The organism is Proteus sp. LHD240705 (assembly GCF_047921555.1).
GTDB lineage: Bacteria > Pseudomonadota > Gammaproteobacteria > Enterobacterales > Enterobacteriaceae > Proteus.
Genome location: NZ_JBLRMI010000009.1, coordinates 87,218 through 106,374, shown reverse-complemented (window position 1 = coordinate 106,374; position 19,157 = coordinate 87,218). Strand labels below are relative to the sequence as shown.

The following is a 19,157-nucleotide window of genomic DNA, read 5'->3' as shown; positions in this document are numbered from 1 at the left end:
CATTGAAGACAACACAGATAAATCAAAAAGTATAAAGAGGTGAAGAATGGATATCACACACTCTGCAACAGAATTTATTGAACATCTATTACGTGAAAGTATTTTAAAACGCGTCTCTGATTTACATATAGAGCCTCAACAAACCAGTGTAAGAATTCGAGCCAGAATAGATAATCACTTATATCTATTATCATCTCCTCCAGATGAATTCTCTGAAGGAATAGTCACTCGATTAAAGGTACTTGCTAACTTAAATATTGCAGAAAAGCGGTTACCTCAAGATGGGCAATTTAGTTGGTCTTATAATGAAAAAAACTATTCTATACGAATAGCGACACTCCCCACGCTGTATGGTGAAAAAGTTGTTTTACGACTTATAAATAATTTACAACAACCAGAATTAAATCATCTAGGTTTTCAACCCTCGCATTTAACGCTATTAAAGAAATATTTAAATTTACCGCAAGGAATGATTTTAGTCACAGGGCCAACGGGAAGCGGGAAAACACTCACTTTGTATAGTTGTTTACACTATTTAAATAAAGAGAACCTAAATATAAATAGTGTTGAAGATCCGATTGAATTACCTCTAAAAGGTATTAATCAAATTCAAATTTCTGAAAAATCAGGGATCTCATTTACGACAATATTACGAGCATTACTACGCCAAGATCCTGACATTATAATGGTAGGTGAGATACGTGACCAATCGACTGCTGAAATGGCAATAAAATCAGCGCAAACAGGGCACCTTGTATTATCAACCTTACATACTAATTCGGCTTCATCCACATTAATGCGTCTATATAACTTAGGGATTGAAAAAGATCTTATTCATTCCTGTGTTAGTTTAATTATTTCACAACGATTAGTTCGTTGTTTGTGCCCTCACTGTAAAATATGCTTATCCAATAAACAGCATATTAGTATAAATAAAGAAGAGGTCGAATTACCAAATTGGCAAGCTGTTGGTTGCCAGCAATGCTGTTCAGGCTATAGCGGAAGAACGGCTATCTATGAATGCTTTGAACCATCCAAACAAACACACTCATCCCTTTATCATCTACTCTATTCAGGTTTTTCATTAATTAAACAAGGCATAACAACACTTGAGGAGGTTTATCAAACGCTAGGAGATATTGAATGAGATTACAGCTAATTTATCGCTATGATGCATTAAATTATCAAGGAGAATGGTGCACTGGAAAAATACTTGCCTCCTCTAATAACGAAGCATTTATTAACTTAACTCAACAACAAAAAGTTCCCATAAAAATCCGTTTATATAAAATCGTTTTATTTCAAGATGCTGATAAACAATATCGAATTCAATTATTCGAACAATTAGCTTTATTACTTCGTTCTGGTTTAGCACTTCTTCCTGCATTAACACTATTAAAAAATGAATGTCGTTACTCACATTGGCAATGTGTATTAGAAGATATTATTTTTAACTTAATGCAAGGAGGCTCACTTTCTAAACAATTAAATCGCTATCCACTTTATTTTCCAACCTCACTAAGTCGTTTTGTTTTTATTGGTGAAGAAAGTGGGAAGTTAGATGAAGTGATTACTCTGCAAATAATACAGTTAAAAAAACACCGAGAGATTGTAAAAAGAATCAAAAAAGCTTTTAAATATCCTATTTTTTTACTGACTGTATTAGTTTTTATTACCAGTATTATGTTGCTCTATGTTTTACCTGAATATCAATCTTTATACAGCGCCTTTAATACAGAACTTCCTCTTTTAACACTCGCCCTTATTGATTTTTCACAATGGCTTACTGATTATATCTGCATGATAGTGTTTATCTTTATCGGGTTAATATTTATTTATCGTTTGATTCGTTACTCTTTATCACCCTTTTATTTTGCTGAACAAGCTCTCTTTCTTCATCTTCCCTATTTAGGTAAACTTTTAAAATATCAGCAGCTACATCTTATTTTTCAGATAATCAGTATTACACAACAAGCAGGATTACCTTTATTACAAAGCTTAAAAATAGGAACAGAACAACTTACACACCCTATTTATAAGCGAATCCTTTCTCAAATGAGTGATCACATTATGCAAGGTAAATCGTTGAGCTTATTTATGAAGAATGAGCCTCTTTTTACACCTATTTGTTATCAGTTTATTATTTGTGCAGAAAGCTCAGGGCAGTTACTCTATTTTTGCCAGCAATTGAGTGATTGGTTTTATCATCAACTCGATGAGCAATTAAAGACAATTAGTGCTTGGTTAGAACCAATGCTGATGACGGTCATTGCATTGATTATTGGCACATTAATCATTGCTATGTATCTTCCTATATTACAGTTAGGTGATACTATACAGTGAATCACAAGTTTTATGAGTAACATGCTGTTACTCTGTATTGCACTAACTTATTGATTGATGGTAATTCTATTACATATTATGAGGTAGGGTGTCAGGGTAGCAGAAAATCATCTATCATAATAACCGAATAAAACCCAAATATTGCAGTTATTATCTTGTGATAAAAACAAAATTAGGCTTTAGAATACTTGGACTAATAGTAAATTTTAATTCATTAAAAACAGATAAACACAAATGGCTTATACGGTTGCTCTTACAGGCGGAATAGGCAGTGGTAAAACTACCGTTGCTAATGCTTTTGCCTCATTAGGTGTACCTCTTGTTGATGCTGATATTATTGCTCGATTAGTGGTAGAGCCTAACTCCTTAGGACTAAATGCATTGCATCAGCATTTTGGTGGCTGCATTTTGCTACCCGATGGCTCGTTAAACCGAGCACAGCTGCGCCAGATTATTTTTGAAAATAATGAAGAAAAAACTTGGGTTAACAATCTTCTTCACCCATTGATACAGCAAGAGACTCAAAAACAGATACAGCAAATTACAGCGCCCTACTTTATTTGGGTTGTTCCATTATTAATTGAAAATAAATTAACGCATCTCGCCTCTCGCGTTCTTGTTGTTGATGTTACACAGGAAGAGCAAATAGAAAGAACCATGAAACGAGATGGCGTAAGTCGAGAGCAAGTTCTCAATATTTTAAAAGCTCAAGCTCAAAGACAGGAACGATTAGCCGTCGCTGATGATATTATTGAAAATCACGATAATAGCCAAAATATGATTGGAAAAGTTAAGCAACTCCATCAGCATTACTTAGAATTAGCTCAACAAGCGTTACAGGACAATTGCCATGAGTGATGACATCACAACAATCATCTTCGAACATCCCCTCAATGAAAAAATGCGTTCATGGCTTAGAATTGAAAACTCATTGATTCAGATTAACAGTTTTAGTGCAATTGATTCATTACCCACGGCACTCTCGTTTTTCCGTGCGATATCAGAATTTATTGAAGTGCTTGATCGTGGCGAAATCCGCGCTGAATTACTTAAAGAATTAGAAAAAAGACAAAAAAAATTACAGCAATGGCTTTCATTTCCTAATGTTGATAAAGCGATTGTCACTCAAATTATTGATGAATTAGCTGAAAATGCTGCCGTATTAAGTCAAGCACCTCGCATTGGTCAGCATTTAAAACAAGATAAAGTCATCAGTTTAGTTAAACAGCGCCTAAGTATTCCTGGCGGATGCTGTAACTTTGATGTGCCAGCATTACATTTGTGGTTAAGCTTACCTCAAGCAACCCGTGATGAAAGATTACAAAGCTGGTTGACGGGTTTATTGCCATTACAAAATGCATTAAATAGTTTGCTCATGCTTATTCGCCAATCAGATACATTTAAGCCCGCGCTCAGTCACCGTGGTTTTTATCAAGACAGCGCTGAAGAAGGTGAATTGCTACGTCTTAAGATAGCCATTGATCACCAAATCTATCCTCAAGTCTCTGGGCATAAAAATCGCTATGCGATCCGCTTTTTACCACTTGATAGTGAAAATGGAACAGTACCTCTAGAGCTACCTTTTGAGATTGCTTGTTGCTAACATTATGCTTATTGATATGAGCATAAATCGCACCAACGAAATCTAGGAGAGATAATGAGCGAAGAATTAATTGTAAAATGCCCAACCTGTCAAACAGAAGTTGTTTGGAATGAAAGCAGCCCTTATCGTCCTTTTTGTAGTAAACGTTGCCAACTTATTGATTTAGGCGAATGGGCGGATGAATCAAAACGCATTCCCAGCCAAAGTGATATTAATGACAGTGATGATTGGAGCGAGGCTCCGCAACAAGAGCCTAAAGACTTTTAATACTCTGATTAATAACATAAAAATAGCCACTCAATCGAGTGGCTATTTTATTTATAAACGCTTATTTAACACGATTCTACTTTTACTTACTTCTGCAATAACGCCACAATAGTGCGGTTAGCAGGCGGAAAATCATCAGCATTTAACGATCCAATAGATATCCACTTGAATTTTTGCCCCTCTTTACCATAGGGCTCATTATCCCATTGTGTGACTAAGAAAAAGGATAACGTAATGTGTCTATCTGGAAAATCATGCTCTACCGTTTCAAAAAGGGAGCATTGTGTTACATCAATACCGATTTCTTCTTGCAACTCACGGACTAGCGCCTGCTCTGGGGTTTCTTTATCTTCTAATTTTCCCCCCGGAAATTCCCAAAATCCCCCCATATGCGATTTTAGAGGACGTTGGGTGATAAAGACATTATTGTGTTGATCACAAATAATACCCGCTGCAATATGTAGCTTTTTTTTATCCATTATAGACAACCTATTGAATAGTCCAGTTATTATAACAACTTAACGTTATTATAACGTATATCCAATAGCGCTACTCTGGTTTTCTTTCCCTGATTATCTTGGTTGATTAGCGATATATAGGTAATAAACCGAACTGTGCTAATGTTTGGCAAATAATTCCCACTGCACCAAAAGCGATAACGGCATAAATTAATCCTTTGCCGCCCCACACTTTAAAGCCTGAGTTTGGGAATTTCTCGCGTGCTTTTAGCGCCATAACCGCAGGACAAATAATTGCCCATACACATGCCGCGGTTCCTGCATAAGCAATTGCAATTAAGAAACCATTAGGGAAAAGTAAACATAATAGTAAAGGCGGACTGAAGCATAAAACGCCAGATTTTAAGCGCCCTGTTTTGTTATCTTCAAATTTTAGTGATGCCAAAATATAGTCGAATAAACCAATCGCAACCCCTAAAAATGAACAGAATACGGCACTAATAGAAAACCATAATAAAAAGCCTTCAATATATTTACTATTTAATACAGTGTATAACGAATCAATAAAGGCATCTAAGTTACCGCCCTTTTGGATAATAGTAATAAATTGCTCACGAGGTAAATTCCCCATAGTACCAATCATCCAGAGCAAATAAATCACCAGTGCTAACACACAACCAATAATACAGCTTTTCACGACCTTTCTTTCATTTTCATGATAAAGCTTATAAAGGCTACAAACATTACCATGATAACCAAAAGAGGTTATAGCATAAGGAATGATGATAAAAATAAAAGGATAAAGATATAATTGACTTTTGCCTTCAAAGGTAGCAGTAAATAATAAATCGCCTCTCGCTTTGAAGAATAAGCCCGAGAATGCTAATACGAATAGAACAATCTTAATAAATAAAAATATTGAGGTTAAACGGCTGGCACAAGCGCCTCCCCACCATATTGTTGCTCCAAGTACTATGGTAAATACAAAGAATATCACTCTAAGGTTTAGACTAAAGCCATATAATGATGAAGCTTCATAAATGATTGAACCCGCGGCAGAGATATAAGCATAAATTAATATATACAATACAAATATCAAGGAGGCATTCGCGAGATAACACGCCCATTTAGGTAATAACTCTTTCGATATATGAAAGTAGTTTGTTCCTGCGCCATATTTCGATATACATTCAAGAATATAAATTCCCGAATGAAACATAAAGAAACAGACAATAAATAATATAAAGAGTGAGTTAATAAACCAAGCACCAGACATTATTGTTGGTAGGCTAAACATTCCCGCACCGATCATGGCGCCGCCCAACACAAATCCCCCTACAATAATTGAGGGTTCTTTATTTACCGACTTATTTTCCATTTTTTAGTCCTTACTGAAATAAGGATAGGGCTCTCGCATTGCACGAGAGCCATTATTTATTGTGGAGTATTATTTATTTGATAGGTTTTAATCTAGCAGTAAAGTGTCTTAATACAGGTGGTTCATATTCGAACTCAAGGCCTTTAAGCGTTTTAAACTTCTCTTTTAAACCGATAAGTGCGTCAGCAATATAATCCATATGGTCGTTGGTATAGACACGACGCGCAATGGTTAAACGCATAAATTCCATATCTGCGTGTTTTTGTTCTCCCGTTGCAGGATCACGCCCCAATAAGAAAGAACCAATTTCAACAGCACGAACACCAGATTCTAAGTAAAGTGCGTTAATCACAGCTTGAGCTGGGAATTGATCACCTGGGATATGCGGTACTAGTTTTTTACAGTCAACGAAAACAGCATGTCCGCCAGTAGGATATTGAATTGGAATACCCGCTTCACGTAGACGATCACCCAGATATTGAACCTGACCAATACGATAGTGTAGATACTCTTCTTCAGTACCTTCCTCTAAACCTTGTACCATTGCTGCCATATCACGACCCGCTAAACCACCATAAGTCACAAAGCCTTCCATTGGTACACAGCGCTGTCTTGCTAATGTGAATACTTCTTCATTATCACGAATTGAGACTAAACCACCGATATTTAACAGAGGATCTTTCTTCGCTGACATTGTTAATGCGTCAGCATATTTATACATATCTAAAATAACTTCTTTGATGGTCGCATTTTTATATTTAGGATCACGCTGTTTAATGAAATACGCATTTTCACAATAACGCGCTGAGTCCATAACAACAAAAATACCGTGTTGTTTTGCAATTTCGTAAACTTCTCTTAAATTATCCATTGAAACAGGCTGACCACCAGCACTATTACAGGTCACTGTTGAAACAATGGCAACAACGTTATCAGCACCATGTTTAGCAATATTTTCTTTTAATTTAGCAATATCAAAATTGCCTTTCCAATCATCATAGGTTTCTGAATCAAACGCTTTTTCAGTCACAATATTAATTGCTTTACAGCCATTTAATTCAACGTGCGCTGCTGTCGTGTCAAAATGGAAGTTAGAAATAAATACAGGATTTTTCGCTTTTCCATCTTTTTGTTTATATTTTAATAATACTGGAAAAAGAATATTTTCAGCACCACGTCCTTGGTGAGCAGGAATAATATAATCGTAGTTAAACAACTCTTTGGCTTTATCTTTTAAATCATAATAGTTTCTTGAGCCTGCATAAGCTTCATCACCTGTTATCATTGCTGCCCACTGGTGATCACTCATTGCGTTAGTACCAGAGTCAGTTAATAAATCAATATAGACAGCATGACTTGGTAATAAGAATGGGTTATATCCTGCTTCTTTTAATGCAGCTTCACGTTCTTCTCTTGAAGGAACACGGATTTTCTCTACCATTTTAATACGGAATGGTTCTACGATTCTTTTAGCCATGATAATACCTTTAATATAAATTAAATAATAAAATTAAAAATAAATAAAATAGCCTTCCCATTTAAATTAAACGGAAAAGAGTATTAAATTATTTTGAATAGATATAAAAAGGATTATTTTTCAGGGAAGAAGAAGGCGAGTTCAGAATCAATATTAAACCATTTCTTCAATCTGAAGAAACCTCTTAATATTATCAAAACATTAAATGATGAGAACATACTTTAACCCTTATCGTCAGGAAATAGTACAATTTACACGCTAATTTATATAACAGTTAAACACAATTAGTAATATAACAATAGTATATTTTGGATAAAAATCACACTATTTATAATTAATGATACATTAACGTGATCACTATCACTTACTTTATTATTTAATAAACTATTTTTTATAACTTAAATTTTTATTGATAATATTAAGTGGTAATACATGTATTTACATTGCATTTTCACAGAATGAAAGTTGCATTTAAATAACCATACTTTTTATCATGATTAATGATTTAACAATAAAATCCTAATCTTTTTACTTTCTTGCTAATCATTTTATTCATTAAAATGAAATAATAATTCATGAAATATTTATTCCAGAATAAAACATTAATAAACTTCCAAACAACAAATGAAAAGCTAATTAGCATTCTGCTTTTTTTATATCTTCGAATCTCCTCTCATTATTTGTTTTCTCTTTATAAAAAATGAAAAAATTGTAATTAACATAGCTGAATCGATGGTAGTTTAGGCAAGAAGAAAAAATAACATGAAAGATTATAACCATGAAAATCAATACACTAGACACCATTTAAATGAATCATTTGTTTAAGTAATGCTATTTGAGATATCAATCATTTTAGTTATGTCGCTATTTAATAGCGAAAGAAATAAAAATTTATCTTTATTTCGTCGATTTTTAATTTCTTTTCATATTGAGAGTAGCCGGTATTTATTATTCTAAAATTAACGATAATATAAAAACATTAATTATTATCTTTCTATATTTAAGCAATATTATTTATATTTGAATTAATACCTTTATATTGAGGTAAAATGAGAAAAAAAGTTATTTTATTAACACTATTAAGTGGTTTTTCAACCAGTGGATTAACAGCAAATGACGCCGGTTATTTAGGCTCGATGGGAGAATCGCGGCGCGCATTACAAGATAGCCAACGTGAAATAAATCAACTTATTGAACAAAATCGCTATCAACAACTTCAAGAAAATGTATTAGAGGTTTCACCTACCCCCACACTTATTACTGAATCAGAACATTGTTTGCCTATTAATGGGGTTTATGTTCAAGGAATTACTTTACTTAATGAAAAAGATCTTGATTCCTTAACATCATTACCAGAGCAATGTATAAAAAGTGCTGACGTTAACCGTTTAATTAAAGAGTTAACCCAACGCTATCTTCAACATGGTTATATCACAGCCAGAGTCCAATTTTTACGTCCGAATCAAGAGCAACAACTTGGGTTGTATGTTATTGAAGGCTTTATTGAAAAAATAGAAGGTGGCGATAGAGGCGTTAATACCGCATTACTTTTCCCTCATATTGAAGGAGAGCCTCTTAAACTTTCAAAATTGGATCAAGGGCTCGATCAAGCAAATCGCTTACAATCGAATAAAGTTAAACTAGATATATTGCCTGGTACGCAATTAGGTGGCTCTATTATTCAGCTCACCAATCAGCGACAAGCACCGTGGCACCTAAATATTTCAAGTGATAATTATGGGCAAAAAAACTCAGGGCGCTGGTTAGTTAGAACGAATGCAAGCTTAGACAGCCCATTAGGGTTATCTGATTTTGTTAGCTTAAATGCCAGCATTACCACTGATAATCCCAATACACGTTTTAATCGTGCTTACACCCTACTCTATTCTTTACCTTATGGTGCATTGACATTCAGTACTTTTGGTAGCTATTCCGAGTATGAATTTCATCAAGCATTACAAACACGTACCGTACGTTTATCTGGTGATACCACACAAGTTGGTTTAAGGGGCGATTACGCTTTTTATCGTAGTCAAAAACAGATTGATACCTTAAATATACAGGTAACACATAAACGAATACGTAACTATTTCAGCCAAATCCGCCTTGATCTAAGTAGCCCTGCACTTACAACGGTAGAGCTAGGCATCAACCATTTACACATTGTTCCAAGTGGTGTTATCAGCGTTAATTTAAGTGCTGAGAAAGCCATTGGTTGGTTTGGTGCAGATGAGTCACCTCGTATTGCTAATGGCAATAGTAATGACTATCGCTTTACAAAAGTTAAGCTTTTTGCCAATTGGCAACATCGTTTTTCTATATCGAATTCTACATTTTTATTCAATAGCGCCTTCTTTGGTCAATATAGCCCCGACACCTTACCGGGTGTGGAATGGCTTAGTTTAACGGATCAAAACGCAATCCGTGGCTTTGATCAAAGCACACTTTCTGGCGATAACGGCGGCTATTTGCGCAATACGCTTTCTTATCCTTATCGGATAAACACATTTTCAATCACCCCTCGAATTGGTCTTGATGCTGGTCGTGTTCAACAACATGGTAACTATGAAGGATGGCGTAGTGGCTATGGGCTAAGTTCGGGCTTAAACCTCCAATATCAAAAAGCACAGTTCGATATTGAAGTTGCCAAGGGGCATTTGCTTTACAACCCAACGAATTCCAATAAAACCAAAGACCCTACTCAAGTGTTAGTTAGATTTTCATACTTATTTTGATTCACACTCATAGCAATAAACGGAGAAAACTCTATGAAATCAAAAAACTTCAAGCTCTCTCCTTCGGGTAGGCTTGCTGCATCTTTAGCGATTATTTTCGTATCACTAAATGCATATGCTGGCGGTATTGTTCCTGATGCGGGCAATCAAGGACCGAATGTTTCATCAGTTAATGGTGGCACTCAAGTCATTAATATCGTTACACCAAATAACGAAGGTATCTCTCATAACCAATATCAAGATTTTAATGTAGGTAAACCAGGAGCTGTTTTTAACAACTCTTTAGAGGCAGGACAATCACAGCTTGCTGGACAGCTAAATGCCAACAGTAACTTAAATGGACAAGCCGCTTCTTTAATTTTAAATGAAGTTGTTAGTCGTAATCCTTCGTTCTTATTAGGCCAGCAAGAAGTTTTTGGTATCGCTGCGGAATATGTACTTTCTAATCCAAATGGTATCACCTGTGATGGTTGTGGTTTTATCAATACCAGCCGCTCTTCTTTAGTTGTAGGTAACCCACTGTTTGAAAACGGTGAGTTAAAAGGTTATAGCACGCTTAATAATACAAATTTACTTTCTATTGGTAAAAACGGATTATATGCGCCCGGCCTTTTAGATTTAATTGCACCTCGCATTGATAGCCGAGGTAAAATAACAGCAGCAGAGATTTCTGCATTAACGGGTCAAAATACCTTCTCTCAACGTTTTGATATTCTTTCATCACAAAAACCCGCTTCTGCCTTAGATAGCTATTTCTTTGGAAGTATGCAATCGGGTCGTATCCGCATCATTAATACCGCAGAAGGAAGTGGTGTTAAATTAACAGGTAAATTTGTTGCTGATAACGAATTAAGTGTCAGAGCAGACAATATTCAAACGGATAGCCAAGTTCGTTATGACAGTTACGACAAAGATGGTAGTGAAAACTATCAAAATTACCGTGGTGGTATCGCGGTTAATAACAGTGGTTCAAGCCAGACTCTGACAAAAACAGAGTTAAAAGGTAAAAACATCACTTTAGTCGCTGATAATAAAAACCAAATCAAAGCCTCTGATTTAATGGGTGATGATATTTTATTACAAGGGGCTCATTTAACTGTTGATGGCAAACAGTTACAACAAAAAGACACAGATACTGACAATCGTTGGTTCTATTCTTGGCAATATGATGTCACTAAAGAAAAAGAGCTAGTACAGCAAGTTGGTAGCCATATTGATGCCAAAAATAGTGCAACATTAACAGCAACTAAAGGTGATGTAACACTTGAAGGTGCCAAAGTTAATGCAGGTAACACGCTGGCAATTGATGCCAATAAAGATATTAATATCAATGGATTAATTGAAAAAGAAAGTCGCAGTGAAAACGGCTATAAACGTAACCATACTTCTCGTTTAGAAACAGGTAGCTGGAGCAATAGCCATCAAACAGAAACCTTAAAAGCGAGTGAACTGACCGCAGGTAAAACGCTGGGCTTAAATGCTGAAGGCTCTATTACCGCTCAAGGTGCAAAATTACATTCTAATGAGAATGTTGTCGTTAACGCTAAAGAGAACATCAATCTTAATGTTCAAAATACCAACAATGATAAAACAGTAACCAACAATCATGTTGTTTGGGGGGGTATCGGCGGTGGTAATAATAAGAATAATAATAACAAACAAGAAGTTAGCCATTCAACACAATTAACGGCTGACGGACAACTGTTACTTACGGCAGATAACAATGTCAAAATCACGGGTAGCCAAGTGAAAGGCAACCAAGGGGCTTTTGTTAACACAACCCAAGGTGATGTTGTTATTGATAATGCGATTAGCGAAACCATCACTAAAACTGATGAGCGTACAGGCACAGCCTTTAATATTACTAAGAATTCCCATAAAAATGAAACTAATCAACAAGTTTCAACCGGTAGTGAATTAGTTTCTGATGCACAATTAACCGTGATCAGTGGGAAAGATGTCAATGTTATTGGTAGCTTGATTAAAAGTGCTGATGAGTTAGGCATTGAATCTTTAGGTGATATCAACGTTAAATCTGCACAGCAGACCACAAAAATTAATGATGAAAAAACATCATTAGAGATCACTGGTCATGCTAAAGAAGTTGAAGACAAGCAATATAGCGCAGGTTTTCATATTACTCATACATCCAATAAAAACAATAGCACTGAAACCGAACAAGTAGGATCTACTATTAGTGGTGGCAGTGTTAAAGTTCAAGCGGATAAAGATGTCACTTTTGCAGGTTCTGATTTAAAAACAACCGCAGGTAATGCCTCTGTTTCTGGTGACAATGTTGCTTTTGTTTCAACAGAAAACAAAAAAGAAACAGACAGCACAGATAGAACCATTTCAGGTGGCTTTAGCTACACAGGTGGTGTTGATAAAGTGGGCTCTAAAGCTGATTTTCAATATGATAAACAGCATACAACAACTGAGATCACCAAAAATAAAGGTAGCGAAACTCAAGTTACAGGTGATTTAACCATTACTGCGAACAATAATGTAACGCATCAAGGTGCATCACACAAAGTTGACGGTTCATATAAAGAATCAGGCGAAAATATTAATCATCTTGCGGCAAATGACAGTGCAACATCTAAAACAGATACCTTAAATATCGGTGTCGATGTAGGTGTTAATCTTGATTACAGTGGTGTGACTAAACCGATTAAAAAAGCAGTAGAAGATGGAATTGATACCACAAAACCAGGTAACAATACCGATATGGATAAAAAAGTTACTTTTAAAGATGCCATTAGTAATCTTGCTAACTTAAGTAACCTAGAAGCACCTAATGTCGGTGTTGAAGTCGGTATTAAAGGTGGCGGTAGCCAGAAATCACAAAGCGATAGCCAAGCGGTTTCAACATCAATTACTGCGGGTAAAATCAATTCTGACAGTAATAACAACTTACGTGACCAAGGTACTCATTACCAATCAACACAAGGTGATGTATCACTAACCGCAAATACTCACACCAGTGAAGCGGCTCAAAACAAACACCAAGAGTCTTTCCATGAAACAACAGGTGGTGGTCAAGTTGGTGTCAGCACGAAAACAGGGAGTGATATTACCGTTGCCATTAAAGGCGAAGGTAAAACCACAGATACAAGCTTAACCACAACGAAAGCTAATGGTAGCCAGTTTAATTCAGCCGGCAATATCAATATTAATGTACGTGAAGATGCACATTATGAAGGCGCTAAGTTTGATGCTCAAGATGGCAAAACGGTAATCAATGCTGGCGGTGATTTAACACTGGCACAAGCAACAGATACTCACTCTGAAAGCCAACATAACGTGAATGGCAGCGCAAACCTCAAAGTAGGTACAACACCAGACAGCAAAGATTACGGTGGCGGTTTTAACGCAGGTGGTGCTACTCATCAAAAAGATCAGACAACAGCGAAAGCAGGTTCAGTGAATGGCTCTCAAGGTATTGAGTTAAATTCAGGTCATAATCTGACTTTACAAGGTACTCATTTAACCAGCGAAAATGATGTTGCTCTGACAGCAACTAACAAAGTTGATTTCCAAGCAACAGAATCTCAACGTACTGAAACAGGTAAAAACTTATCTGGTGGATTACAAGCGGGCTTCGGTCAAAAAACAGGAGAGAAATCATCTTCTGTCAATGGCTTGGGTGGCGCTGAATTTGCTATTGGTAAGCAAGATGAGAAAACGGTCTCTCGTGAAGGTGGAATAATTGCTAACCAAGGCAATTTAACCGTTAACGGTAGTTCCGTTAATCTTCAAGGTACTAAAGTTAATAGCAAAGATACGCAATTAACCTCTCAATCTGGTGATACTACCCTGACTTCAGCACAATCCACTGATTACAAAAATAATTGGGGTACTGATATCTCTTTAAATGGCAAACAAACTAATACGACGCCAAAAGAAGTGACTGAAGAAAACCCAGCAACCTCTATCCATAATATTGGTGGCAAAGTCTTAGTAAACGTTGAAGATCAACAAAAATCCACACACCAAAATGTTTCAGTAGAAACAGGCACATTAACTGTAAATAGCGACAAAAACCTTGCTCTTTCTGGTGCCAATGTTTCTGCGGATAATGTGACAGGTAATGTGGGTGGTGACTTTACAGTGACAAGCCAAAAAGACAGCGATCGTCACGTTACTGTTGGTGTAAATGTCGGTTACAACCACAATAATGATCCTAAATCTAGCCAAGTTGATAAAACAGCTAAAGCAGGTGGATCACTATTAGAAAATACGATCAAAGAGACTATTGATTCAGGTATTAAATCTGCAACTGATGTTATCTCTGATAAATACAACTCACTCTCTTCAACTATCGCAGATAAAACCGGTATCAGTGGCGAAACAAAAGCCAAAATTGATAAAGGTGTTGGTACAGTGGGCAATGGCATCAAAAATATCGTAACAGGTGCTGAAGGCCATACGGCGAATGCGGATATCAAAGTTTCTCATATTGATAATGATGCCGTTACCCAAACCACAACCTTAACAAGCAAAAATGACATTTCATTAAATGTAAGTGGTACAACTAAACTTACAGGTGCTGAAATTAAAAGTGAGCAAGGTCAGGTTGATTTAGGCGGTAGCAACGTTCAATTAAACAATATTGAAGGTCATCAATATGAAGCAGGTGCAGATCTTGATCTGAAATCATCTGCTGTTGATTTAGTGAAACAACTTGCAGGTGGTGACTTATCATTAAAATCACCTATTAAAGTGAATGAAACGGTAAACACAAAATCGTCTATTTCTGAAAAATAATAGACACCCTATAAAAGAGTAATGCCTATTCTTTTGTAAACCAAACCCCACTTATTAGGATAATAAAGTGGGGTTTTTTATGTGTTCGTTTCAAAATAGAACGTAAAGTACGATCAGTAATCGATAAAAAAGACCCACTTATGACTAAGTGGATCTTTTTCTAATCAGTACATTACACAGCTATTATTATGAAAAATAAATTAACCTAATTGGCCATGACAATGCTTATATTTCTTACCTGATCCACAAGGGCATGGCTCATTACGACCCACTTTTTTACCTGCAGCAACTTGACCATCGATTGCTGACATTTGAGATTCTTTTGTCACTTCATGGCTTAATTGTTGTTGTTTAGCTAAACGCTCGGCTTCTTCACGACGACGACGTTCTAACTCTTCAACTTCTTCAGGTAAACGAACTTGTACTTTGCTTAGTGTGCTGATCACTTCATATTTCAGTGATTCCAACATGTTAGCAAACATAGCGAACGATTCACGTTTGTACTCTTGTTTTGGATCTTTTTGTGCATAACCACGTAAGTGGATACCTTGACGTAAATAATCCATTGCTGCCAAGTGCTCTTTCCACAGTGAGTCTAGCGTTTGTAACATCACGCCTTTTTCAAAGTTACGCATCATTTCAGCACTAACGATCTCTTCTTTCGCTTTATAGACTTCGATAGATTTTTCTAAAATACGCTCACGTAATGTTTCTTCGTGTAATTCTGGTTCTTTATCTAACCACTCTTTGATTGGTAAATTTAAATCAAAGTCTTTTTGTAAACATGCCGTTAAGCCGTCAATATCCCACATTTCTTCTAGTGATTGAGGTGGAATATAGTTATCAATCATCGAAGTGAAAACGTCTTGGCGAATACTATCGATAGTTTCACTTACGTCTGCCACATCCAGTAATTCATTACGCTGAGTATAGATTGCACGACGCTGATCATTTGCCACATCATCATATTCAAGCAGTTGCTTACGAATATCAAAGTTGCGGTTTTCTACTTTACGCTGTGCGTTTGCAATTGCTTTGGTTACCCAAGGGTGCTCAATCGCTTCGGTTTCATTCATCCCTAATTTACGCATCATGCCAGACACTTTGTCTGAAGCAAAAATACGCATTAAGGAGTCTTCCATAGACAAATAGAAACGAGAAGAACCTTCATCCCCTTGACGACCCGCACGACCACGTAACTGGTTATCAATACGGCGAGATTCGTGACGCTCAGTACCTATGATATGTAAACCACCTGATGCTAATACTGCATCATGGCGCTCTTTCCATTTAGCTTTGATTTCTTCAATTTTTTCTTCTGTTGGCTCTTCCAGTTTAGCCACTTCAGTTTGCCAGCTACCCCCTAACACGATATCGGTACCACGACCTGCCATGTTAGTTGCGATAGTTACCGCTGAAGGTAAACCTGCGTTAGCAATAATATCCGCTTCCATTGCGTGGAATTTCGCATTCAGCACGTTATGGTGAACATTCGCTTTAGTCAGCGCTTTAGAAATCTCTTCTGATTTTTCAATTGAAATGGTACCGACAAGAACAGGCTGACCATTTTGAGTACGTTCACGAATATCTTCAATAATGGCTGCAAATTTACCTTGCTCATTCATATAGACTAAGTCAGGCAGATCTTTACGTACCATTGGGCGGTTAGTTGGGATAACAATTGTTTCTAAGCGATAGATAGAGTTAAATTCAAACGCTTCTGTATCCGCAGTACCCGTCATCCCTGCTAATTTTTCGTATAAACGGAAATAATTTTGGAATGTGATTGACGCTAATGTCTGGTTTTCATTTTGGATCTTCACACCTTCTTTTGCTTCAACAGCTTGGTGTAAACCATCAGACCAACGACGACCTTGCATTGTACGACCTGTATGTTCGTCAACAATGATAACTTCGCCATCTTTAACAATATAATCAACATCTTTGGTAAACAGCGCATGAGCACGCAATGCCGCTGTTACATGGTGCATTAACATAATATTAGCCGGTGAGTATAAAGACTCCCCTTCTTTCATCATGCCAGCATCTGCTAATAAACCTTCAATTTTAACCAGACCGCGTTCTGTGATATTCACTTGACGTGTTTTTTCATCAACAGAGTAATCGCCTTCACCTTGGAATGTATCTGAGTCTTCTTTTTCTTGAGAAACCAAATGAGGAATGATTTTATTCATTTGGATATAAAGCTCAGAACTGTCTTCTGCTGGACCTGAAATGATCAGTGGTGTACGTGCTTCATCGATCAAGATTGAGTCAACCTCATCCACTAATGCATAGTGTAATTTGCGTTGAACACGTTCTTGTGGACTAAATGCCATGTTGTCACGTAGGTAGTCGAAACCAAATTCATTGTTCGTACCATAAGTGATATCAGCATTATAAGCTTCACGTTTTACTGGTGGCGCCATATTTGGTAAGTTGATACCAACGCTTAATCCTAAGAATTCAAACAAAGGACGGTTGTTTTCGGCATCACGCTGTGCCAAATAGTCATTGACGGTAACAACGTGAACGCCTTTACCTGATAGCGCATTTAAGTACGCAGGTAATGTTGCGGTTAATGTTTTACCTTCACCCGTACGCATTTCTGCAATACAACGTTCATTCAGAACCATACCACCGATTAACTGTACGTCGAAGTGACGCATACCAAAAACACGTTTACTGGCTTCACGCACTGTTGCAAACGCTTCTGGTAAAATATCTTCTTCTTTCTCACCATTTTTTAAGCGCTCACGGAATTCATCCGTTTTCGCTTTTAGCTCATCATCTGTCAGCTTTTCAAATTCTGGCTCTAGTTTATTAATTTCAGCAACAACCTTGCGCATACGGCGGATTGAACGATCATTACGACTACCAAAAATTTTGGTTACAATTTTACCTAACATAAATCTTTATTCTCATTTATGGCGTGAAACGCCGAAAACAGCCTCTGTTTTTATTGATAAACAGAGATAATCATAATCTTATTAGATTAAGTGACTCAATTAAGCTGTTAGGTAAGGCCCTGCGCGAATACCACGGATTTGTGCAAGCCATAATCCGGTATGATAGGAAATTTTATTCTGTACTAAAACATAGCCAGAAAGAGGGAGGAGGCTTAGTGCCGATGATGGAGTCTCTGTTAATAAGGCATACAGCGTATCAAGCATAACCGCTGCAACATTAGAAGCAGGTAACGGTTCATCTTTGGCTTTAACCATCAATTCGGGTGAATTAATGGTGAATGCAAAAGAGAGCTGTTTGATCACATTTTTTACTGCATGCTGTTGCCAGTAATTAAAGGTGAAGGATGAGGCAGGATTCTGTACACTTTGACGTAAGAATAAGTTATCAAACGCAATAATTGCCTGGCTTTGACGGTTTTGAGAAGAAGGAGTATCTGTTTGCTGTGGATTTTCGGCATGAGCAGACAACAGCGAAGGTATTCCGATACCTGCTGCTACCATCCCTAAAAGCAGATGCGACCAAAAATATCGCCTGCCAAACTGTCGCCAAAAACTTATAATACTCATTAACCTTCGTTGCTCATTAATCTTTATTTTGTGGAGTCAAAATCTATGCGGGATAGTTACCCACAATCATTGGAAAAAATCTTCATTGAACTTGAAGGTTCCAACAAGAGTACACTACAACTTATACAACAGCGCGCAACGATTTTACTAAAATTAAATCGTGCCGTCATGGCTCTTTTACCCGTTCCTTTACGAGATAAGTGCCGTGTCGCAAATTATCGTAATGCTATTTTAATTATTGAAGTTGCAAACGCAAGTTGGTTAACTCGTTTACGTTATGAAACCCCGTCATTACTTTCCGCATTGAGACAAGAAATTTTACCATCCTTATCCTCAATAGACATCAAAATAAATCCGTCTTTAGGCGTAAAACAGGAAAAAAGATCTTTAATATCATCATTAAAAGAACAAGAGCCTAAAAAGAAACGTCACTTAAGTTTAGAAAGTGCGCAATCATTGAAGTATTTAGCTGAGAAAAGTCCAAAGAAATTAAGAGAGAGATTAGAACGGTTGGCTGCACTTGCCGGAGAGAGTACAAGTACAGCCAAAGATGAACGTTAATTAGAGATAATTAACGCGCTTTCCTTCGCAGG

At 36.7% G+C, this 19,157-nt stretch carries 14 protein-coding genes; 8 read left to right on the top strand and 6 right to left on the bottom strand.

What is annotated here, in order from left to right; genetic code table 11:
* Positions 1 to 46: 46 nt before the first annotated feature.
* From ACNART_RS15535 to yacG, 5 genes are all read left to right on the top strand, one after another.
* Positions 47 to 1,147 carry an ATPase, T2SS/T4P/T4SS family gene (locus ACNART_RS15535; RefSeq protein WP_198620819.1) on the top strand — a complete coding sequence of 367 codons (1,101 nt, stop codon included), beginning with the start codon at positions 47 to 49 and terminating at the stop codon, positions 1,145 to 1,147.
* Complete coding sequence (locus ACNART_RS15530) at positions 1,144 to 2,343, top strand: type II secretion system F family protein (RefSeq protein WP_198632519.1); 1,200 nt, start codon at positions 1,144 to 1,146, stop codon at positions 2,341 to 2,343. Before ACNART_RS15535 ends, ACNART_RS15530 begins: the two co-directional genes overlap by 4 nt.
* Before the next feature lie 234 nt (positions 2,344 to 2,577).
* Positions 2,578 to 3,201: a dephospho-CoA kinase gene (gene coaE / locus ACNART_RS15525; RefSeq protein WP_109371118.1), complete on the top strand. Its 624-nt coding sequence runs from the start codon at positions 2,578 to 2,580 to the stop codon at positions 3,199 to 3,201.
* On the top strand, positions 3,194 to 3,946 hold the full coding sequence (gene zapD, locus ACNART_RS15520) for a cell division protein ZapD (protein WP_196533392.1): 753 nt from the start codon (positions 3,194 to 3,196) through the stop codon (positions 3,944 to 3,946). Before coaE ends, zapD begins: the two co-directional genes overlap by 8 nt.
* A gap of 54 nt (positions 3,947 to 4,000) precedes the next feature.
* Entirely contained in the window at positions 4,001 to 4,213 is a 213-nt protein-coding gene (yacG, locus tag ACNART_RS15515; protein ID WP_088494938.1) for a DNA gyrase inhibitor YacG, read from the top strand.
* A gap of 86 nt (positions 4,214 to 4,299) precedes the next feature.
* Here yacG and mutT read toward each other — a convergent pair whose 3' ends face one another.
* From mutT to tnaC, 4 genes are all read right to left on the bottom strand, one after another.
* Entirely contained in the window at positions 4,300 to 4,692 is a 393-nt protein-coding gene (gene mutT, locus ACNART_RS15510) for an 8-oxo-dGTP diphosphatase MutT (protein ID WP_109371122.1), read from the bottom strand.
* A gap of 106 nt (positions 4,693 to 4,798) precedes the next feature.
* Positions 4,799 to 6,049: an aromatic amino acid transporter gene (locus tag ACNART_RS15505; protein ID WP_368927822.1), complete on the bottom strand. Its 1,251-nt coding sequence runs from the start codon at positions 6,047 to 6,049 to the stop codon at positions 4,799 to 4,801.
* A 73-nt stretch (positions 6,050 to 6,122) separates the two neighbouring features.
* Complete coding sequence (locus ACNART_RS15500) at positions 6,123 to 7,526, bottom strand: tryptophanase (RefSeq protein ID WP_075670808.1); 1,404 nt, start codon at positions 7,524 to 7,526, stop codon at positions 6,123 to 6,125.
* 113 nt (positions 7,527 to 7,639) lie between these two features.
* Positions 7,640 to 7,744, bottom strand: a complete 105-nt coding sequence (gene tnaC, locus ACNART_RS15495) for a tryptophanase leader peptide (RefSeq protein WP_071788547.1) — start codon at positions 7,742 to 7,744, stop codon at positions 7,640 to 7,642.
* Positions 7,745 to 8,575: 831 nt separating this feature from the next.
* Between tnaC and ACNART_RS15490 the strand changes: the two genes are divergently transcribed.
* A complete protein-coding gene (locus ACNART_RS15490; protein WP_368927823.1) occupies positions 8,576 to 10,261 on the top strand; it encodes a ShlB/FhaC/HecB family hemolysin secretion/activation protein in 1,686 nt (561 codons plus the stop codon).
* A 33-nt stretch (positions 10,262 to 10,294) separates the two neighbouring features.
* Complete coding sequence (hpmA, locus tag ACNART_RS15485; RefSeq protein WP_368927824.1) at positions 10,295 to 15,028, top strand: calcium-independent hemolysin HpmA; 4,734 nt, start codon at positions 10,295 to 10,297, stop codon at positions 15,026 to 15,028.
* A gap of 200 nt (positions 15,029 to 15,228) precedes the next feature.
* Here the strand turns inward: hpmA and secA are convergent, their stop codons facing one another.
* A complete protein-coding gene (gene secA / locus ACNART_RS15480) occupies positions 15,229 to 17,937 on the bottom strand; it encodes a preprotein translocase subunit SecA (RefSeq protein ID WP_198620824.1) in 2,709 nt (902 codons plus the stop codon).
* 99 nt (positions 17,938 to 18,036) lie between these two features.
* On the bottom strand, positions 18,037 to 18,564 hold the full coding sequence (gene secM, locus ACNART_RS15475; RefSeq protein WP_198620825.1) for a secA translation cis-regulator SecM: 528 nt from the start codon (positions 18,562 to 18,564) through the stop codon (positions 18,037 to 18,039).
* Positions 18,565 to 18,609: 45 nt separating this feature from the next.
* On the opposite strand from secM, the gene ACNART_RS15470 reads away from it, so the two are divergent.
* On the top strand, positions 18,610 to 19,125 hold the full coding sequence (locus ACNART_RS15470; protein ID WP_109371134.1) for a DUF721 domain-containing protein: 516 nt from the start codon (positions 18,610 to 18,612) through the stop codon (positions 19,123 to 19,125).
* Positions 19,126 to 19,157 lie beyond the last annotated feature (32 nt).

What these genes read in the sequence shown, in the direction of transcription:
- hpmA (WP_368927824.1), top strand. Translation starts at nt 10,295, where the DNA reads ATGAAATCAAAAAACTTCAAGCTCTCTCCTTCGGGTAGGCTTGCTGCA.
- ACNART_RS15535 (WP_198620819.1), top strand. Translation starts at nt 47, where the DNA reads ATGGATATCACACACTCTGCAACAGAATTTATTGAACATCTATTACGT.
- secA (WP_198620824.1), bottom strand. Translation starts at nt 17,937, where the DNA reads ATGTTAGGTAAAATTGTAACCAAAATTTTTGGTAGTCGTAATGATCGT.
- ACNART_RS15505 (WP_368927822.1), bottom strand. Translation starts at nt 6,049, where the DNA reads ATGGAAAATAAGTCGGTAAATAAAGAACCCTCAATTATTGTAGGGGGA.
- yacG (WP_088494938.1), top strand. Translation starts at nt 4,001, where the DNA reads ATGAGCGAAGAATTAATTGTAAAATGCCCAACCTGTCAAACAGAAGTT.
- ACNART_RS15530 (WP_198632519.1), top strand. Translation starts at nt 1,144, where the DNA reads ATGAGATTACAGCTAATTTATCGCTATGATGCATTAAATTATCAAGGA.
- zapD (WP_196533392.1), top strand. Translation starts at nt 3,194, where the DNA reads ATGAGTGATGACATCACAACAATCATCTTCGAACATCCCCTCAATGAA.
- tnaC (WP_071788547.1), bottom strand. Translation starts at nt 7,744, where the DNA reads ATGTTCTCATCATTTAATGTTTTGATAATATTAAGAGGTTTCTTCAGA.
- ACNART_RS15490 (WP_368927823.1), top strand. Translation starts at nt 8,576, where the DNA reads ATGAGAAAAAAAGTTATTTTATTAACACTATTAAGTGGTTTTTCAACC.
- secM (WP_198620825.1), bottom strand. Translation starts at nt 18,564, where the DNA reads ATGAGTATTATAAGTTTTTGGCGACAGTTTGGCAGGCGATATTTTTGG.
- coaE (WP_109371118.1), top strand. Translation starts at nt 2,578, where the DNA reads ATGGCTTATACGGTTGCTCTTACAGGCGGAATAGGCAGTGGTAAAACT.
- ACNART_RS15500 (WP_075670808.1), bottom strand. Translation starts at nt 7,526, where the DNA reads ATGGCTAAAAGAATCGTAGAACCATTCCGTATTAAAATGGTAGAGAAA.
- ACNART_RS15470 (WP_109371134.1), top strand. Translation starts at nt 18,610, where the DNA reads ATGCGGGATAGTTACCCACAATCATTGGAAAAAATCTTCATTGAACTT.
- mutT (WP_109371122.1), bottom strand. Translation starts at nt 4,692, where the DNA reads ATGGATAAAAAAAAGCTACATATTGCAGCGGGTATTATTTGTGATCAA.